17 protein-coding genes are annotated in these 19,529 nt (G+C 32.9%); all 17 read left to right on the top strand.

Going from position 1 to position 19,529, the window contains the following annotated elements; all coding sequences use genetic code 11:
* Positions 1 to 3 precede the first annotated feature (3 nt).
* The 17 genes from PQ462_RS23055 to PQ462_RS22980 all read left to right on the top strand — a co-directional run bounded on the left by PQ462_RS23055 (position 4) and on the right by PQ462_RS22980 (position 19,519).
* On the top strand, positions 4 to 507 hold the full coding sequence (locus PQ462_RS23055; RefSeq protein ID WP_274251751.1) for a hypothetical protein: 504 nt from the start codon (positions 4 to 6) through the stop codon (positions 505 to 507).
* A 36-nt stretch (positions 508 to 543) separates the two neighbouring features.
* Positions 544 to 900 carry a hypothetical protein gene (locus tag PQ462_RS23050; protein ID WP_274251750.1) on the top strand — a complete coding sequence of 119 codons (357 nt, stop codon included), beginning with the start codon at positions 544 to 546 and terminating at the stop codon, positions 898 to 900.
* Positions 897 to 1,142 carry a LemA family protein gene (locus tag PQ462_RS24050; protein ID WP_443135213.1) on the top strand — a complete coding sequence of 82 codons (246 nt, stop codon included), beginning with the start codon at positions 897 to 899 and terminating at the stop codon, positions 1,140 to 1,142. The genes PQ462_RS23050 and PQ462_RS24050 overlap by 4 nt, the downstream gene beginning before the upstream one ends.
* Positions 1,143 to 2,800: 1,658 nt before the next feature.
* Complete coding sequence (locus PQ462_RS23045; protein WP_274251749.1) at positions 2,801 to 3,733, top strand: tail fiber protein; 933 nt, start codon at positions 2,801 to 2,803, stop codon at positions 3,731 to 3,733.
* Between the two features lie 6 nt (positions 3,734 to 3,739).
* Positions 3,740 to 4,705, top strand: coding sequence for a hypothetical protein (locus PQ462_RS23040; protein ID WP_274251748.1), 966 nt, complete (start codon positions 3,740 to 3,742; stop codon positions 4,703 to 4,705).
* Complete coding sequence (locus PQ462_RS23035) at positions 4,702 to 5,799, top strand: tail fiber protein (protein ID WP_274251747.1); 1,098 nt, start codon at positions 4,702 to 4,704, stop codon at positions 5,797 to 5,799. The genes PQ462_RS23040 and PQ462_RS23035 overlap by 4 nt, the downstream gene beginning before the upstream one ends.
* 313 nt (positions 5,800 to 6,112) lie before the next feature.
* On the top strand, positions 6,113 to 8,902 hold the full coding sequence (locus PQ462_RS23030; RefSeq protein ID WP_274251746.1) for a TonB-dependent receptor domain-containing protein: 2,790 nt from the start codon (positions 6,113 to 6,115) through the stop codon (positions 8,900 to 8,902).
* Positions 8,903 to 8,988: 86 nt separating this feature from the next.
* Positions 8,989 to 10,563, top strand: coding sequence for an SGNH/GDSL hydrolase family protein (locus PQ462_RS23025; RefSeq protein ID WP_274251745.1), 1,575 nt, complete (start codon positions 8,989 to 8,991; stop codon positions 10,561 to 10,563).
* Positions 10,564 to 10,799: 236 nt separating this feature from the next.
* On the top strand, positions 10,800 to 12,311 hold the full coding sequence (atpD, locus tag PQ462_RS23020; RefSeq protein ID WP_012022907.1) for a F0F1 ATP synthase subunit beta: 1,512 nt from the start codon (positions 10,800 to 10,802) through the stop codon (positions 12,309 to 12,311).
* An 82-nt stretch (positions 12,312 to 12,393) separates the two neighbouring features.
* Complete coding sequence (locus PQ462_RS23015; protein WP_012022906.1) at positions 12,394 to 12,675, top strand: F0F1 ATP synthase subunit epsilon; 282 nt, start codon at positions 12,394 to 12,396, stop codon at positions 12,673 to 12,675.
* A gap of 215 nt (positions 12,676 to 12,890) precedes the next feature.
* Positions 12,891 to 13,529 (top strand): NAD(P)-dependent oxidoreductase, encoded by a 639-nt coding sequence (locus PQ462_RS23010; protein WP_274251744.1) that lies wholly within the window; start codon positions 12,891 to 12,893, stop codon positions 13,527 to 13,529.
* 76 nt (positions 13,530 to 13,605) lie between these two features.
* Entirely contained in the window at positions 13,606 to 14,742 is a 1,137-nt protein-coding gene (locus PQ462_RS23005; RefSeq protein WP_274251743.1) for an aminotransferase class I/II-fold pyridoxal phosphate-dependent enzyme, read from the top strand.
* A 43-nt stretch (positions 14,743 to 14,785) separates the two neighbouring features.
* Complete coding sequence (locus PQ462_RS23000) at positions 14,786 to 15,196, top strand: GxxExxY protein (protein WP_274251742.1); 411 nt, start codon at positions 14,786 to 14,788, stop codon at positions 15,194 to 15,196.
* Positions 15,197 to 15,249: 53 nt separating this feature from the next.
* Positions 15,250 to 16,110 (top strand): TraB/GumN family protein, encoded by an 861-nt coding sequence (locus PQ462_RS22995; RefSeq protein WP_274251741.1) that lies wholly within the window; start codon positions 15,250 to 15,252, stop codon positions 16,108 to 16,110.
* A gap of 191 nt (positions 16,111 to 16,301) precedes the next feature.
* The gene (gene bioD, locus PQ462_RS22990) at positions 16,302 to 16,934 is read left to right on the top strand and encodes a dethiobiotin synthase (protein ID WP_274251740.1); all 633 of its coding nucleotides are present in this window, start codon (positions 16,302 to 16,304) and stop codon (positions 16,932 to 16,934) included.
* A 26-nt stretch (positions 16,935 to 16,960) separates the two neighbouring features.
* Positions 16,961 to 18,232, top strand: a complete 1,272-nt coding sequence (gene bioA, locus PQ462_RS22985) for an adenosylmethionine--8-amino-7-oxononanoate transaminase (RefSeq protein WP_274251739.1) — start codon at positions 16,961 to 16,963, stop codon at positions 18,230 to 18,232.
* Between the two features lie 117 nt (positions 18,233 to 18,349).
* On the top strand, positions 18,350 to 19,519 hold the full coding sequence (locus PQ462_RS22980; RefSeq protein ID WP_274251738.1) for a beta-ketoacyl synthase N-terminal-like domain-containing protein: 1,170 nt from the start codon (positions 18,350 to 18,352) through the stop codon (positions 19,517 to 19,519).
* Positions 19,520 to 19,529 lie beyond the last annotated feature (10 nt).

The following is a 19,529-nucleotide window of genomic DNA, read 5'->3' as shown; positions in this document are numbered from 1 at the left end:
GTTATGGAAATAAAAGTGACTTTTTTCAATCAATTAAAGATGTTTATTGATTTGATTGTTATGACAATACTGTTTTTAATATTACTGTTTTTTATAAACATGGCAGATTTAAAATGGGGTTGGTTTTTATTAATTTTTTATTTATTAATCTTTTTTTTGCCCGTTTTATTACTTCATATTAATTATTTAAAGGAAAATAAAGGTAGTGTTTTTATTTTAAAAAGTAATACAATTGTTACGAAAGGCAACTTTGAAACTTTGAATTATTCCTCTGAAGATATTAAGAGAATTATATTTTTTATGAATGGTTCGAGAGGTACTGTTAATGGGACATTGGCTTTTAGCAATTATTATTATGCAAAAATTGAACTTTTAAATAGGTCTAGTTTTGTAATTACTTCTTTATGTTCTAATAAACTTGATAAAATATTAAAGGAGAATTTTGAAGATGTGGAGATAAAAACTGAAAAAGTGTTTTATCCAATGATTATAAAAGATGGACTGTAAATGCACTTTCGGGATTAATAAATAATAAAAAATAGTATGAAAAAAGTGTTTTCTTTTTTGTTTAGGATAGTGGTCGTCCTGGCTGTCGTTATAATTGGAGCATGGTTATTTTATAAACATCATTCAAATAATGTTTTAGAAGCCAAATTAGCTCATTTCAATGCATATTGGAGTGAAGTTTTAAAGTTAAAAGAAAAGAGAGAAGCAATGTTTCATAATTTAATTACTAAAAGCCCTGACAATATTTATCATTTGGATAGCTTGATTATGATTTTATCTAAATCTAATAATTATAAAATTAGAGAATGTGATTCTAATATTGTTTATAATCAATATTCCTTGCCGCTTGTGAGATTTTATGTAGCAAATAAAAATGAATCTGATAAGAAATAATAATTAATACAGATTCTATAAACATAGCTATTGAAAGGTACAATTTTAGTGTAAGAGACTATAATAAATATTATTCCATTTTTCCCAATTTTATTGTAGGAAAAGATGTTGGTTGTAAGAGAAAAAAATATTTCGACATAAAGTTTGGAATAGAAAATAAAGATCCAAAAGTTTTGAAGAAAGAGAGAAGAGAATGGCAAAGAAAAATTGAATTCGAAAATGGGTTAATGAGTAGATTTTGAATTTAATAATTATATAGACTGCGGTCTAACAGATAGCCAGCAAAACTGGATAGGAAATGGTATTAAGAACATTGCAGGCAATTGGGATAACTGGGGTATTAAAAATTGGGCTAAAAAGAACTTTAACGGAGATAACTTTAGCGAATGGTGGAAAAGTAAAATTAGTTTTAACAACATATTTGGACGCCATAAAAATTCTGGCCCTCTGCCTAATAGGAGTAGTTATTTGAATTTGAATAATTATTCTAATAACAATTTAGTTTTAAGTCAGCAAATAATATTGGAGACACAAGACCACTAATTCAACAGTATAATGAAAATCTAAATGAAAAAACTGTAGAGCAAAGAGGTAAAGGCGGGCAAGCAATTGGCTGGGTGCAAATACTGCTGTAGATGGTGGAATTGGTTATGAAATAGGATTTGTTACGGATGAAAATGGGGGAAGAGCGTTATATTTTACCTTTAAGGGAAATGTTGGTTGGGGTTCAGATTTTGGCATTACAGTAACGAAAATAACTCCTAGAAGTAAAAGAGATTTTTCGGTCAATGATTTTTTTGGAGATGCAAATAGTTATAGCGGGTCTGTAGGTGCTTGGGGGTATGAACGAGGAGGAACAATGAGCAAATCAGGAAAGGAAAAGCTTTATCCTAATAATTTGGGATCTGGTAAAAATGGATATACAATAGATACAGGCTCACGAAGTTATTTGGTCCCTATGTTAAGAGGTGGTTTAGGGCTCATGTTTTCTGAATCTAAAACATGGACTATTAATTTTTAAAATATTATTATGAATAAGCTAAATTATTTGAGAGACAATAAAAGCAAAATGATAATAAACGTAATTATCTTGATTTTAATTGTTTTTTTGTTAGTCTTTTTTTTTTTTTTTCAAAATCGGGGGATAAGATAAATTATGAAGATGAATTAAATGCTGCTTATGAAGGTTTTGTAGTTAATAAATATATAGACTCTTCTGATCATTCTATTTGTAAGATTGTGCTTAAATCTAGTGAGATAATCAGTGTTTGGGATAATTTTATCAGAAAGTTGAAATTGGCGATTCTATAGTAAAGAAAAAAGGAAATTTTGACTTTGTTGTATATAAATCAAATGACACGATAATTGTAAATATTGAAGACAACTTAATAATTCCTGATAATAAGTAAAGATAAACGTTCTAATTTATGATCCAATGTTGCATGGATCCTTGTAGACAGACAATTATATACAAGATATAACCAATACTCAAAACTTCAACCAGTATGGTTATGTTTAAACAATCTTTTGTTATATATAGATCCAAGTTGTAATGCATCTCAAAGTGGCGGTGGAGGTTGTAAAGGCTGTGCAATAGGTATTGGACCTGGAGACTAAACAGGAACTTCTTCGGATATTGAACAATTTGGAAAAGATTATGGAATAGACAAGATAAGTCTAAATAATATATTTGGGCGCCATAAACAGCATGATTTCCACCTAATTTGAGTAGTTATGGAGCAGTAGCTTCCAAAAAAGGAAAAAATTATAATCAAAACAATATTACTCGCAGATTTTGTTTTAATTGGAATATTATTTAATATAGCTCGTAAGACTAATTTCAGAATAAATTGAATGATAATTAGGGCTTAAAAAATATTAGAAATTAAGAAAACATTAAATGAATAAGAAAATGAATAGAAAGATTGCTTTATTGGCATTTATTATGTCTTTAATAATTACAAATGTAAAGTCACAAACTCTAAATCCAAGCTATGTTTTAGATACTCCTGGTGCAGCCGATACTTTTTTAGGTGGATATACATTTTCGTATATAGCAGCAGGAACTCCATGGAATGGAGCATTAATAAGCTTTGGAGGAGCAGGAAACAATTATGATTGTCAAATAAGTAGTGATTATCAAAAAAACCGCATTTCCTTTAGAACCAGAAATGGAGATTATAGTAATTCTTGGAATCCATGGAATGAATTAGCAACAACATTGGGAGATAATAGCTTTAGTGGAAATCAGAATATAGCAGGATCTTTAGGTATATCGACATCGGTATTAACTTCCCCATTGACAGTGGGGGAATTTCATGGGGTAAAATTATCAGTGGGTGGTACAACATGGGCAAGTAACAAAATTCTTTACACAAGTTGGATTTCGGGAATTGGAGATTTTACTGAAATAAATGTTGTAGGTAAATATGCAAATAATGCTTCTATAAGATTAATTGAAAATGGTAATGTAGGTATTGGTGCAAATAACCCAGATTCAAAACTTACCGTAGCAGGAAATATTCATGCTCAGGAAGTAAAAGTTACTGTTAATGCGGGAGTAGTTCCTGATTACGTTTTTGCTAATGACTATAAATTAAAACCATTAAATGAAGTAGAGCATTATATAAAACAAAATAGCCATTTACCTGAGATACCATCAGCTCAGGAAATTGAAAAGAATGGGTTAATGCTGGCGGAAATGAATATGAATCTCCTTAAGAAAATCGAAGAAATGACTTTGTATATGATTACACAAAGTAAAGAATTAGATAATCAAAAAACAGAATTAGAAGTTATTAAAAGCAAGCTTCTGGAATTGGAGAAAAAATAAAATAAGATGAGAAAAATTACATTTTTATTCGCTTTTACAGCGCTATTGCTAACTAAAGTTTCTGGTCAAGTTTCATCATCTTTGAGTATAATTGATACTCGTTATAACAATGATTTGCCAAATTTTTCTGCATATAATATTAGAGCAGATTTTAAATTAAGAACAACTATAGGGGTTCCAGGGGATGGAAGCTATTCAACAAATTTAACTATTTCACCATGGGAAAATGTTGGGAATAGCGGTGATAAAAATCATCAGCTAAGCTTCAATAATGGAGGTGTCTTTTATAGAAATGCTAATCCCCTGGATGCTCAATGGGGAGGATGGAAACAAATTTTAATGACAGATGAAAATGGAAATATAGGAATTGGCAGTACTTATTCTACGAGTAGCTTAACTATTAGAAAAACAGCTGGTGAAAAAGATTCTCATATTTATTTTGGAGATGGTCTGGCGGTATCAGGACAACCATCTTCAAGGCTTTGTTTTGGTGGATTCGGAATTCAAAACGCGGGATTTGTTTGGGTGCCTAATAATTCCTTGGATCAAGGGAAATTATTGTTAAGTTTTGGAGGTTCTGACAATGGAGCGAATAATCCAGTAAAAATGACTTTTCAGTCTGATGGAAATGTTGGAATAGGTATCACAAATCCAAAGAACGAATTAGATGTAAATGGCACAATTCATTCAAAAGAAGTAAAAGTCGACATGAATGGCTGGTCGGATTTTGTTTTCAAAAAAGAATACAATTTACCAACACTTACAGAAGTAGAAAAACATATTACTGAAAAAGGGCATTTAGAAAACATTCCAAGTGAAGAGGAAGTCTTGAAAAAAGGGATAAATTTGGGAGACATGAATGCTAAATTGTTACAGAAAATAGAGGAGTTGACACTTTATCTCTTAAAGCAGGATAAATCAATTGAGGATTTAAAAATAGAAGTCAATAACTTAAAAAAGCAATACAAATGAAAATGTTTAATTATATAATTGTTATGCTGTTCTCTGTTACAGCATTTTCGCAAATTGTTTCTCCTAATGGAGATAATTTGTTTTACTACAATGGATTGGCGGATGTTACATTTCGGTTTTTAGAGAGAGGGAATGGAGGTAGGGCTTTTGTTCATGCTACAGGAAATGTCTTCGCAATAAATTATGAAGAAGATTTTAACGGGGGAACGAGAATTGGTAAAGATGTGTTTTTTAAAGATGCCGGCAATTCATACATATCATCAGGAAATTTTGGTATAGGAACTTCTCAGCCAACTTCAATTTTATCCGTTGGTATTACTCATGGTGTAAAATTATCAATAGGAAATCCTTCATGGGCAAATTTATCAATAATTGAAACTGGTTATACAAATCAAGTAGGAGATTTTACTGAAATCAAAGTTCCTGGCCACGGCGTTAATGATGCATACATGCGGATGACACAAAGTGGTAATGTAGGTATTGGGACGTCTAGTCCTAATTCAAAACTAGATTTAGGATCTGGATATGGAACCAAAGGAGCAAAGCTGCTTATATATAATGATGATTCAACTTCTGAATTATCAGGAACTAAATGTGGCTTTTATATGGATAATTTTACATCTAATAATTTGAATTTAGTTTTTCCTGAAGCATCTTCTTATCCTGGATTGTTTACTATTTCTGCAAAAAATACAGCAAATGATATCTTAAAACCTTATTTTTCGATTGCAGGGTTAACCGGTAATGTAGGTATTGGGACAACAAAACCAGATTCTAAACTTACAGTAGCAGGAAATATTCATGCTCAGGAAGTAAAAGTTACTATTAATGCTGGAGTCGTTCCTGATTATGTTTTTGCTAATGATTATGAATTGAAATCACTAAATGAAGTGGAAGAGTATATCAAGAAAAATAATCATTTACCTGAAATACCATCAGCTCAGGAAATTGAAAATGATGGTTTGATGCTGGCAGAAATGAACATGAATCTGCTTAAAAAAATTGAAGAAATGACTTTATATATGATTGAACAACACAAACAAATTATCGATTTAAGAGAAAGATTAGATAAAGTAGAAGTAAAGTCCAAGTAAGTTAAAAGCTTAAGAATGTTAAAAAAGCGAGATTTAGGTCTCGCTTTTTTTTATTGTCAAATTTTTTTCTAGAACATGTATTTTTATTGATTCTTCAAAAATATTATCAAATTTTATATGTATGCATAGTATTGTTGTTGATTTTGTAAATAAACATTGATTTTAATTTAATAAAACTAATTACGAAATAGTTAATATTGTTATAAAAATTACGATTATTATTGGTTTTTTTTAACAATTTTTTATTAATACTAAAAATATTTGTATTTTGGCTAGATAAACTAGTAATAAAACTAACCAAAAACTAACCCTAATGAGAGTCTACTTGCTAATTATGTTGTTTTTCAGCGGAATTTCCTTTGCGCAGAATACAATTACAGGTTCTGTTACAGATGGTAACAAACAATCTATTCCTGGCGCCAATGTTGTTGTGCTTGGAAGTACTAGTGGTGTATCTACTGATTTTGACGGATCGTTTAAATTAACTACAAACGAGAAACTGCCTTTTACTTTAAAAGTTTCTGCTGTAGGATTTGAATCTAAAACAATCAGTATAACATCGGCAAATCAAAAAGTAAATGTGATTTTAAAAGATGAAGAAACTAAGCTGGATGAAATTGTAGTTTCGGCTTCGAGAACACCTGAACGTGTAATCGAGTCGCCTGTTACTATCGAGCGAATGGGACTTCAGGAAATCAAAAACACAACAGCTGCAACTTTCTACGATGGTTTAGAAAATTTGAAAGAAGTAAATTTTAATACAAGCAGTATTTCTTTCAAATCTGTAAATACTCGTGGTTTTGCTACAGTGGCTAATACTCGCTTTATGCAGCTGGTAGACGGAATGGATAACTCATCTCCGGCATTGAATTTTGTTTTAGGGAATCTTATTGGGGTTTCAGATATTGATGTCGCAAGTGTGGAGTTGCTTCCAGGAGCTTCCTCTGCATTATATGGAGCAAATGCTTTTAACGGGATTATGTTTATGACCAGTAAAAGTCCTTTTACAAATGAAGGAATAAGTGTTTACTATAAATATGGACAGACGTCTCAGGATGCGGCTGGTACAAATGATTATAATGATTTTGGAATTAGAGCGGCAAAAGCCTTTACAAAACATTTTGCAATGAAAGCTAATTTTACTTACATGGAAGCAAGTGAGTGGATTGCAAACGATACAAGAAGTATGACTGGCGGATCTGTAGGACATGCTATGAATCAGAATTATGATGGTTTGAATATTTATGGTGACGAGGTTACTACTTTTATTCCTAATGTTGGTCAAGTTAGCAGAACGGGTTATCGTGAGCAGGACTTAACAGATAACAAGGTTCAAAGCATGAAAGCGGATTTTAGTGCTCACATTAAGCCTTGGGCAGACGATACAGAGTTTATATTACAATATAAAATTGGAACGGGAAGTACAATTTATCAGGGAGCAAACAGATATGCTTTGAAAGATTTCTTAATGCAGCAGGGTAAATTTGAAGTAAAGGGTAAAAACTTTTTCGGACGTATTTATTTTACTAGTGAAGATGCCGGAAATTCTTATGATATGAGATTTGCAGCATGGAATGTTAACAGAACGGCAAAATCAGATACGGAATGGTTTACGAATTATGCAACGGCTTATCAATATGCTGGAGCTGTAATGGGTACAAATGCAAACGAATCTGCTGCAATTGCAAGAAATTTTGCAGATTATAATGTGCTTCCAACTCAAATTTCATTTATTCCAAAGCCAACAGGATCTCCTAGATTTGAACCAGGTTCTCCACAGTTTAATAGTGCTTTGAAGACTGTTGTGGCAAATCCTGATTTAACACAAGGTGCTAAATTTATCGATCATTCAAAATTATATCACTCAGATGTGAATTATAATTTTAAAGATATCATTGATTGGGCAGAAATTCAGGTTGGAGGTTCTTGGAGAAAATATGTAATGGATTCGCAAGGAACAATCTTTACAGATTATGATGGGCCAATTGAATATAAAGAATATGGAGCTTATGCTCAATTACAGAAAAAGTTCTTAGATGACAGATTGAAATTTACGGGATCATTACGTTATGATAAAAGCCAGAATTTTGACGGAAATGTATCGCCAAGAATTTCGTTTGTGTATTCTGCAGGAGCAAACAAAAATCATAACTTCAGATTATCTTATCAAACAGGATTTCGTAATCCTACTACACAGGATCAATATATTGGTTTAGATTTAGGACCGTTTGCATTAATTGGATCGGCTCCGGAAAACTTAGACCGTTTTCAAGAAACAGTAAATGTAAGTGCGGCAGGACAAGCAGCAGGACAGCCGGCAACAATTGGTATGTCTGGGCAAAATGCTTATCATAATGCTTACACGGTAGCTTCAGTTCAGGCTTTCGCAGCTTCGTCTAATTCGGCAAATCTTCAAGTTGCTGATATTGGATTGGTAAAACCAGAGCAGGTTCAGGCTTTCGAGGCTGGATATCGTACAGTGGTGCAAAATGATTTATCAGTAGATTTAAATGCTTACTATAATATTTATAATGATTTCATGAATACTGCGAGAGTTATTTCTCCTTATTATGGAACCGTTGGAACAGATCCATCGAATCCAGCTGTACAGCAGACTTATCAGGCTCTTGCATTTGGTGATAGAAGAGTGTATCAGGTTTATACAAATACTACTGCTCAAATTTCATCTTTTGGTTTTGGTGTAGGATTGTCTAAAAAAGTATATAAAGATTTTGAAGTAGGTGCAAACTACAACTATTCTCAATTTAATTTTAATCAGGAAGATGATCCAGATTTCGTGGCTGGTTTTAATACTCCAAAACACAGAATTAAAGCTTCTTTAGGAAATGCAAAAGTTATTAAAAATTTAGGTTTTAATATAAATGTAAGATGGAATTCAGAGTACTTATGGGAATCTTCTTTTGGAGATGGTATGATACCTGAAAATACAGTTCTTGATGCTCAGATAAATTATGCAGTTCCAAAATTAAAATCGGTTATTAAAGTTGGAGCAACAAATCTTTTCGGAAAAGATTATCTTCAGGTTATTGGAGCAGGTATGATTGGTCAAATGTGGTTTGCTTCTTGGACTATCAATCCATAAAAATGTAATTATTTGTGTGAAATTGACATAGCTTCCCTGAAGTTATTTGTGAAAAATGAAGAGGTAATAATTTAAAAAGTACTAACATGAAAAAAAATATAAAATTGCTGTTATTGGTTTCTTTGACCTTTATGGCGGCTTGTAATAATGATGATAATAATAATACTCCAGAAGAAGTTCCAGTAGTTCCCGGTTCGGCAGTTTTTACAAAATATATTGCTCTTGGAGATTCTTTCGCGGCAGGTTACAGTGATAATGCCTTATTTAAAAAAGGACAAGAGAATTCGTATCCCAATATTTTGGCCCAGCAATTTGTTGCGGCTGGTGGAGGAGCTTTTACGCAGCCGCTTATGAATGATAATATTGGAGGTTTGTTGTTAGGAGGAAATGTAATTGCAGGTACGCGTTTGTATTTTATTGGAAAAACCCAGACTCCAACAAATGTTGTGGGAAAACCAACTACCGAAGTTACAGCACATCTTACAGGAACATTTAATAATTTAGGTGTTCCGGGGGCAAAAAGTTATCACTTATTAGCTCCAAACTATGGAAGTGCAGCCGGTATAATGGCTGGTACTGCAAATCCTTATTTTGTTAGATTTGCCAGTAGTCCTTCAACAACAGTTTTGGCTGATGCTTTGGCACAGGATCCTACTTTTTTCTCCTTGTTTATAGGAGGAAATGATGTTTTGTTGTATGCGACTTCTGGAGGAACAGGAAAAGATCAGACTGGAAACCCTAATCCGGCGACTTACGGAACAAGTGATATCACAGATCCAGCAGTTTTTGCAAGTGTTTATAGTAATTTAGTTACGGCCTTAACAGCGAAAGGAGCGAAGGGTGTTGTGGCAAATTTACCATATATTACAGCTTTGCCTCATTTTACAACTATTCCGTACAATCCGCTTACTGCTAAAACAATTGGAAAAGATGATGCGGTTGTTGGTCTGGCTAATATTAAAGCACTTAATGCGCAGTTATATGGACCGCTAAAACAAGTGCTGACTGCTTTAAATGCTGGTGACCGAATCAATTTGCTTTCTGAGACTGGTACAAGTCCTTTGTTGATAAAAGATGAAAGTCTGACCAATTTAGCTGCTCAGTTAACAGCAGCATTTACTCCTACGTTAGGAGCTCAGAATGCGGCTTTTTATGGAGCTGTTTTTGGACAGGCAAGACAAGCTAAAGCTACTGATTTAATTTTACTGCCTACTAAGCAGGATATCGGACTTCCTCCAACAGCTGCGAATTCTGGAATTGGAATTGCACCTCCGCCTCCGTTAAATGCATTTGGTATATCATATCCTTTACAGGATAAACATGTATTAATTCCAACTGAAATCGCAGAGATTAAAAAGGCAACTGATGCTTATAATGCAACAATCGAAGCTGTGGCTAAAGAAAAAGGACTGGCATTTGTTGATACAAGAGCGACTTTGACACAATTAGCAAGCGGAGGGATCAGATTTGGGAATTTTACAATGAGTTCTTCTTTTGCAACCGGGGGAGCCTTCTCTTTAGATGGTGTGCATCCAAGCGCAAGAGGTTACGGATTAATTGCTAATATCTTTGTTGATGCAATAAATGCTAAATATGGTTCGACGTTACGACATGTTGATTTGGGAGTATATCCAATTCAGTATCCGGAAACAATTCAGTAAATGCTGTAAAAAAAAGTCTAAAAAAAACCGCTCATTTATATAGTGAAGCGGTTTTTTTCTTTTATTAAAAAAATGCTGTTTTAGTTATTTTTTGGACGAGTTTTATGAATCAAACAAAATCATGCTATTTTTTATGAAAAAAAAATTGATTTTATATTTTAAAAAATTATCTTTGCGCTCTGAAAAAAGAGGTATTTTCGATAAACCTAAATAGCTATTTAATAAATACATAAGTAATGTCAAAAGTAATAGGAAAAGTTGCTCAAATCATTGGACCAGTAGTAGACGTAGTTTTCAACGGTAAAGATGTTGAACTTCCAAAAATTTATGATTCACTAGAAGTCACTAAAAAAGATGGAACTTTATTAGTTCTAGAAGTACAATCTCACATTGGAGAAAACACTGTTCGTACAATCTCTATGGACTCTACAGACGGTTTGTCAAGAGGATATGAAGTAGTTGGAACTGGTAATCCAATCCAAATGCCAATCGGTCCAGACGTATATGGACGTTTATTTAATGTTGTTGGAGATGCCATTGACGGTTTAGGTAATTTACCTAAAACAGGAGAAAACGGTTTGCCTATTCACAGACAAGCTCCTAAATTTGAAGATTTATCAACTTCATCTGAAGTTTTATTTACAGGTATTAAAGTAATCGATTTGATCGAGCCTTACGCAAAAGGAGGTAAAATTGGATTATTTGGTGGTGCTGGTGTTGGTAAAACAGTATTGATTCAGGAGTTGATCAACAATATTGCAAAAGGTCATGGTGGTCTTTCAGTATTCGCTGGAGTAGGTGAAAGAACACGTGAAGGAAATGACTTACTTCGTGAGATGTTAGAGTCAGGAATTATTAAATACGGTGATGATTTCATGCACTCTATGGAAAATGGAGGATGGGATTTATCTAAAGTAGATATGCCAGGAATGAGAGAGTCTAAAGCTACTTTCGTTTTCGGACAAATGAATGAGCCACCTGGAGCTCGTGCACGTGTGGCACTTTCAGGATTATCTATCGCTGAGTATTTCCGTGATGGAGCTGGATCTGACCAAGGTAAAGATGTATTATTCTTCGTTGATAATATCTTCCGTTTTACACAAGCAGGTTCTGAGGTATCAGCACTTTTAGGTCGTATGCCATCTGCGGTAGGTTACCAACCAACATTGGCGACTGAAATGGGTGCAATGCAAGAGCGTATTACATCTACAAATAAAGGATCTATTACATCTGTACAAGCGGTTTACGTTCCTGCGGATGACTTAACTGACCCGGCGCCGGCTACAACTTTCGCGCACTTAGATGCAACAACTGTATTGTCTCGTAAAATTGCTGAGTTAGGTATCTATCCTGCGGTTGACCCGTTAGATTCTACTTCAAGAATTTTGACTCCACATATCTTAGGTGATGAGCACTACAATTGTGCACAAAGAGTTAAAGAAATTCTTCAAAAATACAAACAATTACAAGATATTATCGCGATCTTAGGTATGGAAGAGTTATCTGAAGAAGATAAACTTTCTGTATCAAGAGCACGTCGTGTACAACGTTTCTTGTCTCAGCCGTTCCACGTAGCAGAGCAATTTACAGGTATTCCAGGTGTATTAGTTGATATTAAAGATACTATCAAAGGTTTCAACATGATTATCGATGGTGAGTTAGATCACCTTCCAGAAGCAGCTTTCAACTTGAAAGGTTCTATTCAAGATGCAATTGAAGCTGGAGAAAAAATGTTAGCTGAAGCTTAATATAATTATGAATTATGAGTTATAAATTATGAGTTTTTTACTCACTTATAACTCATAACTTATAACTCATAACTAAAAAAAGATGATTTTAGATATAGTATCACCAGAAGCAAAATTATTCTCAGGAACAGTTACATCTGTTACATTGCCTGGAGTTGATGGAAGCTTTCAAATTTTGAATAATCACGCTCCTATTGTGTCTATTCTAGAAAAAGGAACTGTAAAAATTACAGCACCAAGTTTTAACTTTTCTAAAGAGGTAGCGGATAAATTTACGAGAGTTAATGACCAAACTTACACATTAGAGATTACGTCAGGTACAATCGAAATGAAAGATAATAAGATTATTGTTTTAGTAGACTAAAACAGTTTTTTAAAATAAAGAAAAGCCAAACAATATTGTTTGGCTTTTTTATTTGATATAGGTAATTAGACAAATTAATTTTCTACTTTTGAAGTATTAAAATCTCTTTGTAAAATATTGATTCTGTTATAAAAGCTCAGTAAGCTTTTATGTTTTACGCTTTATTAACTTCATAAAGCGCAAATTATTTATGTCAAATTTTATAAAGAATATCTATGAAAAATATATCAAAAGTTGCCGTTTTGGGCGGTGGCGGAAGAACTGGAAATTATCTTGTGAACCAGTTATTAAAAAAAGGATTTAGTGTAAAACTTCTGCTTAGAGATCCTGAAAAGTTCGAAATTCAAAATTCTAAAATTGAAATTATTAAGGGCGATGCTCTCGATTTTGAATCTATAAAAGTATTGCTAAAAGAATCTGAAGCAGTTTTAAGTACTATTGGTCAGAGGAAAGACGAGCCTTTGGTTGCAAGTACAGTAACAAAAAATGTTTTGAAGGCAATGAAGGAATATAATATAAATCGCTATGTTTTGCTTGCCGGACTAAATATTGATACTCGTTTTGATAAAAAAAGTCCCAAAACAATTATGGCTACAGATTGGATGAAAGCTAATTTTCCAATAATACAGGAAGATCGCCAGAAAGCCTATGTTCTTTTAGAAGAAAGTGATGTAAACTGGACACAGGTTCGTGTTCCGTTTATTGAATTTTCAAATGATAGTTCTGAAATTGCAGTTAATGTTGAAGATTGTTTGGGAGATAAAATCAGCGCATTTGATATTGCTGTTTTTATGACTGAAGAAATGGTTGAATCAAATTATAGCAGACAATCGCCTTTTATAAGTGCCGTTTAGAATACATCAAAAAACAGCGGGAATTTGAGAACCCGCTGTTTGTTTTTACCAAATTTCAATTTCATAACTTTGTTTTATGAAATTACCTGAAAATCTTAATCAAAAGCTTGAAAAGCGAATGCAGAATAATTCGCTTCGTAAACTTCCTGCGTTTAATAATCTCATTGATTTTTCTTCCAATGATTATATTGGTTTTTCAAGATCTGAAACAATTTTTAAACTTACTCATGCTTATCTGCATGAAAATGAAATTTTTCAAAACGGTGCAACGGGTTCTAGATTAATTTCAGGAAATCATTCTTTGTATCAAATTGCAGAAAGTTTTATTTCGCAATTTCACGACTCAGAATCGGCTTTAATTTTTAATTCGGGTTACGATGCCAATCTTGGTTTTTTTGGTGCTGTACCGCAAAGAAATGATGTTATTTTGTATGATGAGTTAAGTCATGCTTCAATTCGAGATGGAATTATAATGTCAAATGCAAAATCATATAAATTCAACCATAATGATTTTGAAGATTTAGAACATTTAATTCTAAAATTTCCAGACACAAATATTTATATCGTAACCGAAACGGTTTTTTCTATGGATGGAGATACTCCAAATTTAGAAGAATTAGTGCAGCTTTCTGAAAAATACAATTGTTATCTTGTAGTGGATGAGGCACACACTTTAGGCGTTTTTGGAGAAAAAGGTGAAGGATTGACTCAATATTTAAATCTGCATAATAGAATTTTTGCCCGAATTATGACTTTCGGAAAAGGGCTGGGATGTCACGGCGCAGTTATACTTGGAAGTCCAGAACTTAAAGAATATCTAATAAATTTTGCCCGAAGTTTTATTTATACCACAGGATTATCTCCACATTCTGTTGCCACAATTTTAACGGCATATCAGCAATTGGAAGTTGAAAAAGCAGCAATTCAAAAATTACGTCAAAACATTGTTTTCTTCAATCAGCAGAAAAATTTACTGGGTTTAAAACCAATATTTGTCCGAAGTAAATCAGCTATTCAATCAGCAATTGTTCAGGGAAATGAAAATGTCAAAAAGCTCGCTCAGGAATTGCAAGATAAAGGTTTTGATGTAAAGCCGATACTTTCTCCAACAGTCCCCGAACGCCAGGAACGTTTACGATTCTGTATTCACAGCTATAATTCAGAAGAGGAAATTGCTTCAATACTTGAATTATTAAGAAATTACGTATATTAGACCCGCCGATTAAACAAATTAAACGGGTTTACACTGCACATTAATGCCTGACTTATTACATAAAGAAAAATCAAAAACTATTTTAAAGGTATTCTATGATGTTTATAATCAATTAGGTTACGGATTTCTGGAAAAAGTCTACCAAAACGCAATGTATTTGGAACTAAAAACACAAGGTTATAAAGTAGAAGCTCAGAAACAGATAAAAGTATATTTTAAGAATCAATTAGTGGGAGAGTATTATGCTGATTTAGTTATTGATGATGTAATTATAATAGAATTAAAAGCTTGTGAATATTTGTTAAGTTCACATATTGCTCAATTGATGAATTATCTAAAATCGACAAAAATTGAAGTCGGTTTACTTCTTAATTTTGGTGAAAGCCCTGATTTTAAACGCTTAATTTACACAAATAATAGAAAACCAAATTTAATGCCTCGTCAATCAGTTTAATCAGTTTGATCTGTGGGCCAAATAAATTTCATTTATCACCTAACTCATCTCAAATGAAAAGTTTATTCAAGTTATTTATAGCAGCACTCATCTTTTTTGGAGTAAAAACACAAGCTCAACCCCAATCGCCAAAACTAGAAAACTCTCTTTTATGGGAAGTTTCGGGAAACGGACTTTCAAAACCTTCTTATTTATACGGAACAATACACATGATTTGTTCATCGGATTATTTTTTAACAGATAAAACGAAAAGAGCTTTTGAATCTTCAGAAAAATTAATGTTAGAAATCAACTTTTCAGATCCAAAAGAAATGTCTCAAATGCAGCAGCTGGCAATGGGAAAAGAACCGTTAAGTAAAAAATTAACTCCGGAACAGTTAGCCAAATTAGATGACATTTTGAAAAAAACAACCGGAATGACAGTAAAACAAGTTGACAGTTTTAGTCTGTTGACCGTTATGAGTTTGATTTCAATGAAAACTTTTGGCTGTACTGATTTAAAATTTTACGAAATGGAATTTATAGAACAGGCTAAGAAAAAAAATATTGAAATTGGCGGACTCGAATCTGTAAAAGATCAGTTTGTAATACTTGAAAATGCTTATACAAATGATGAAATTATTGCTATGCTCGACGAATCTGTACCGGAAGAAACAGCAAAATTAGTTTCGACTTATAAAGATGAAAATATCGAATCATTATACAATATTACTACTGACGAAAGGTTTACAAGTAAGAAAACAAAAAAGATTATTTTGGATGAAAGAAATCTAAATTGGGTAAAAAGTATGGCCGAATTAGTAAAAAAACAAAGTGTCTTTTTTGCCGTTGGATCAGCTCATTTGGGAGGAGAATTTGGAGTTATTAATTTACTGAGAAAAGCAGGATATAAAGTAAAACCAATTCTGAATTAAGGTTTTAAAAGAAGAATGATAAACAGAACCCATCGTAATGATGGGTTTACTTTTTTATTGGTACTTTTGTTGACAGTCCACAAATAAAACAGATGCGGTAGTTTTTTGCTGATTATTGCTTTGAGACTTGATGTGAAATGTAAAAAATCCGTGTTTATCTGTTCAATCATTAACATTGCGGTCTAATACTTATGAAAATATTTGTAACAGGAATTTCGACAGATGTTGGAAAAACAATAGCATCATCTATAATTGTTGAGGCTTTAGAGGCCGATTACTGGAAACCTATTCAGGCTGGCGATTTAGATAATTCTGATACTCATAAAGTTCAATCTAGAGTTTCAAATAAAAAGACTCAATTTTTTGAGAACAGTTATCAATTAAAAACACCGGCAAGTCCACATTTGGCGGCAGAGATTGATGGAATTACAATCGAATCGAATCAGATTCTGGAACCCAAAACAAAAAATCATTTAGTTATCGAAGGTGCGGGTGGTATTTTTGTTCCATTAAACGAAAATGAAACCATCATTGATTTAATAAAACCCGATTATAAAATTATAGTAGTTTCAAGACATTATCTTGGGAGCATAAATCATACTTTGCTAACAATTGAAGCAATTCAAAATAGAGGATTTGAAGTGGCTGGAATTATCTTCAGCGGAAGCGAAAACAAATCAACAGAAAGTTTAATTCTAAATAAAACCAAAATAAAATACATTGGAAGAATTGACGAAGAACCGTATTTTGATCAAAATGTAATTCTTGAATATGCAGATTTGTTCCGAAATGATTTACTATCATTAGAAAAATCTAAAATCTAAAATCAGAAATCTACAATATTATATAGATGACATTAACAGAAAAAGACAATCAATATTTATGGCATCCTTATACACAGCATAAAACATCGCAAACGCCAATCGCAATTACAAAAGCCGAAGGTGCATTGCTTTGGGATGAAACTGGCAAAGAATATATTGATGCTATTGCTTCATGGTGGGTAAATCCGTTTGGACACAGTAATAAATTTATTGCTGATGCGATTTATAAACAGCTGACTACTTTAGAACATGTTTTGTTTGGAGGTTTTACGCATGAACCGGCAGTAAAAATAGCTGAAAGACTAATGGAGATTCTCCCTGAAAATCAGCAGAAAATTTTCTTTTCTGATAATGGATCAACAGCTGTCGAAGTGGCTATAAAAGTGGCTTTGCAGTATTTTTTCAATAAAAATGAAAACCGAACCACTATTATTGCTTTTGAAAATGCATTTCACGGAGATACTTTTGCTGCAATGGCGGCAAGCGGCATTTCATTTTATACTCAGGCTTTTCAGGGAATGTTTATAGATGTGGTTCGAATCCCGGTTCCGGTAAAAGGGAAGGAGCAGATAAGTTTTGATGCTTTAGAAAGTGCAATTAAAAATAACAATTGTGCCAGTTTTATTTTTGAACCTTTAGTACAAGGAGCGGCAGGAATGGTAATGTATGAGCCTGAATCTTTAGCAAAGCTTATTCGGATTTGCAAACAAAATAAAGTTCTGACAATTGCTGATGAAGTGATGACGGGTTTTGGGAAAACAGGAAAAACCTTTGCAATGGATTATGTGTCTGAAGAACCAGATATGATATGCCTTTCAAAAGCATTAACCGGAGGGACAATTCCAATGGCAATTACAACTTTTACCCAGGATATTTTTGATGCGTTTTATGATGACGATATTAATAAAGCCTTATTTCACGGACATACATTTACAGCAAATCCTACTGGTTGTGCAGCTGCGTTAGCAAGTATCGATTTGCTTCAAACGGCTGAAATGCAAAAGAATATTGAAAGAATAAACCAAAAGCATTTAGAATTTCAAAAGAAAATCGAAAACCATCCAAAAGTAATAACGGTACGAACATTAGGAGTTATTTTCGCAGTAGAAATAAAATCTGATTCAGAGGAAAGTTATTACGGATCGATGCGTACAAAATTATATAATTTCTTTATTGGTAATGGAGTTGTTTTAAGACCGGTGGGAAATATCGTTTACATTTTACCTCCATATATAATGTCTAATGATCAGCTTCAAAAAATATATAATATAATTGAAGAAGCTATAGAAATGGTGTAATTTGTATACAGTTTTAACAAATTAAAGAATTTACACAGATTAATTTCAGTGTAAATCTGTTAAAGCTGTATAATCAGTGTGCCATTTTTTAAAGATCTTTTTACAAAACTAACTATTGTGAATACACCAAAAATTGCCATAACTGCTTTTTCTTCTATTTCTCCATTAGGAAATAATAGTAATGAAATCTGGAAAAAATATCTTGATAAAAACCATTGTTTTACGAAGCGGTTTTTGGATCAGCAAGAAACTTCTGTCGCTGTTTTAAGTGCTGAATCGAAACAAATTATAGATAAAATACGAGAGGAGGATATTAGGTATAAATTTTTAGATAATTCTGTTTTGTTTGCTTTGGCAGCTTCGAGAGAAGCGGTTCAAAATGCAGGATGGAAAACCGATGATATCTTTGGAATTAATATTGGTTCTTCAAGAGGCGCTACAGATTTATTTGAAAAACATTATAAAGAATATCTTGAAACCGGAAAAGCACAGACTTTAGCCTCGCCAACAACTACCTTAGGGAATATTTCGTCTTGGATTGCACATGATCTGCAAAACTCAGGTCCTGAAATTTCGCATTCTATTACTTGTTCAACTGCTCTTCATGCACTTTTGAATGGTGTGGCATGGTTGAAATCAGGAATGGCAGATAAGTTTTTAGTTGGAGGGAGCGAAGCTCCTTTAACAGATTTTACAATTGGACAAATGAGAGCTTTGAAAATATATTCCCGACTTAATCAGGATATTGATTCTTGGCCCAATTTAGCCTGCTATTTTGAGAAAACCCAAAACACTATGATTTTGGGGGAAGGAGCGGCAGTTTGTTGTTTAGAAGCAGGAGAAAAAGAAAATGCGATTGCTTATGTAACAGGCGTGGGTTTTGCAACTGAAATTTTGGAGCATAATATTTCAATTTCTGCAGAAGCAGACTGTTTCCAGAAATCTATGAAAATGGCTTTAAAAGATGTTGATTTAGAAAGTGTAGATGTTATTGTCATGCATGCACCCGGAACAATAAAGGGTGATTTGACAGAACTGAGAGCTATTGAAAAAGTTTTTGGTTCATCGCTGCCTTTGTTAACGACAAATAAATGGAAAATTGGCCATACTTTTGGCACATCAGGAATGTTAAGTCTGGAGTTAGCATTGTTAATGATGAAACATGATACTTTTATTGAAACCCCGTTTTCAGAAACAAAAAATCAGAACAAAACAATTAAAAAAGTGCTAGTAAATGCAGTTGGTTTTGGAGGAAATGCAGTCAGTATTTTAATTGAAAAAGCATAGAGATATCTTA

This window comes from Flavobacterium sp. KACC 22758 (assembly GCF_028736135.1).
In the GTDB taxonomy this organism is placed as follows: Bacteria; Bacteroidota; Bacteroidia; order Flavobacteriales; family Flavobacteriaceae; genus Flavobacterium; species Flavobacterium johnsoniae.
This window is presented reverse-complemented; position numbering and strand designations above follow the sequence as displayed.

What these genes read in the sequence shown, in the direction of transcription:
- PQ462_RS23055 (WP_274251751.1), top strand. Translation starts at nt 4, where the DNA reads ATGGAAATAAAAGTGACTTTTTTCAATCAATTAAAGATGTTTATTGAT.
- PQ462_RS23050 (WP_274251750.1), top strand. Translation starts at nt 544, where the DNA reads ATGAAAAAAGTGTTTTCTTTTTTGTTTAGGATAGTGGTCGTCCTGGCT.
- PQ462_RS23045 (WP_274251749.1), top strand. Translation starts at nt 2,801, where the DNA reads ATGAATAAGAAAATGAATAGAAAGATTGCTTTATTGGCATTTATTATG.
- PQ462_RS23040 (WP_274251748.1), top strand. Translation starts at nt 3,740, where the DNA reads ATGAGAAAAATTACATTTTTATTCGCTTTTACAGCGCTATTGCTAACT.
- PQ462_RS23035 (WP_274251747.1), top strand. Translation starts at nt 4,702, where the DNA reads ATGAAAATGTTTAATTATATAATTGTTATGCTGTTCTCTGTTACAGCA.
- PQ462_RS23030 (WP_274251746.1), top strand. Translation starts at nt 6,113, where the DNA reads ATGAGAGTCTACTTGCTAATTATGTTGTTTTTCAGCGGAATTTCCTTT.
- PQ462_RS23025 (WP_274251745.1), top strand. Translation starts at nt 8,989, where the DNA reads ATGAAAAAAAATATAAAATTGCTGTTATTGGTTTCTTTGACCTTTATG.
- atpD (WP_012022907.1), top strand. Translation starts at nt 10,800, where the DNA reads ATGTCAAAAGTAATAGGAAAAGTTGCTCAAATCATTGGACCAGTAGTA.
- PQ462_RS23015 (WP_012022906.1), top strand. Translation starts at nt 12,394, where the DNA reads ATGATTTTAGATATAGTATCACCAGAAGCAAAATTATTCTCAGGAACA.
- PQ462_RS23010 (WP_274251744.1), top strand. Translation starts at nt 12,891, where the DNA reads ATGAAAAATATATCAAAAGTTGCCGTTTTGGGCGGTGGCGGAAGAACT.
- PQ462_RS23005 (WP_274251743.1), top strand. Translation starts at nt 13,606, where the DNA reads ATGAAATTACCTGAAAATCTTAATCAAAAGCTTGAAAAGCGAATGCAG.
- PQ462_RS23000 (WP_274251742.1), top strand. Translation starts at nt 14,786, where the DNA reads ATGCCTGACTTATTACATAAAGAAAAATCAAAAACTATTTTAAAGGTA.
- PQ462_RS22995 (WP_274251741.1), top strand. Translation starts at nt 15,250, where the DNA reads ATGAAAAGTTTATTCAAGTTATTTATAGCAGCACTCATCTTTTTTGGA.
- bioD (WP_274251740.1), top strand. Translation starts at nt 16,302, where the DNA reads ATGAAAATATTTGTAACAGGAATTTCGACAGATGTTGGAAAAACAATA.
- bioA (WP_274251739.1), top strand. Translation starts at nt 16,961, where the DNA reads ATGACATTAACAGAAAAAGACAATCAATATTTATGGCATCCTTATACA.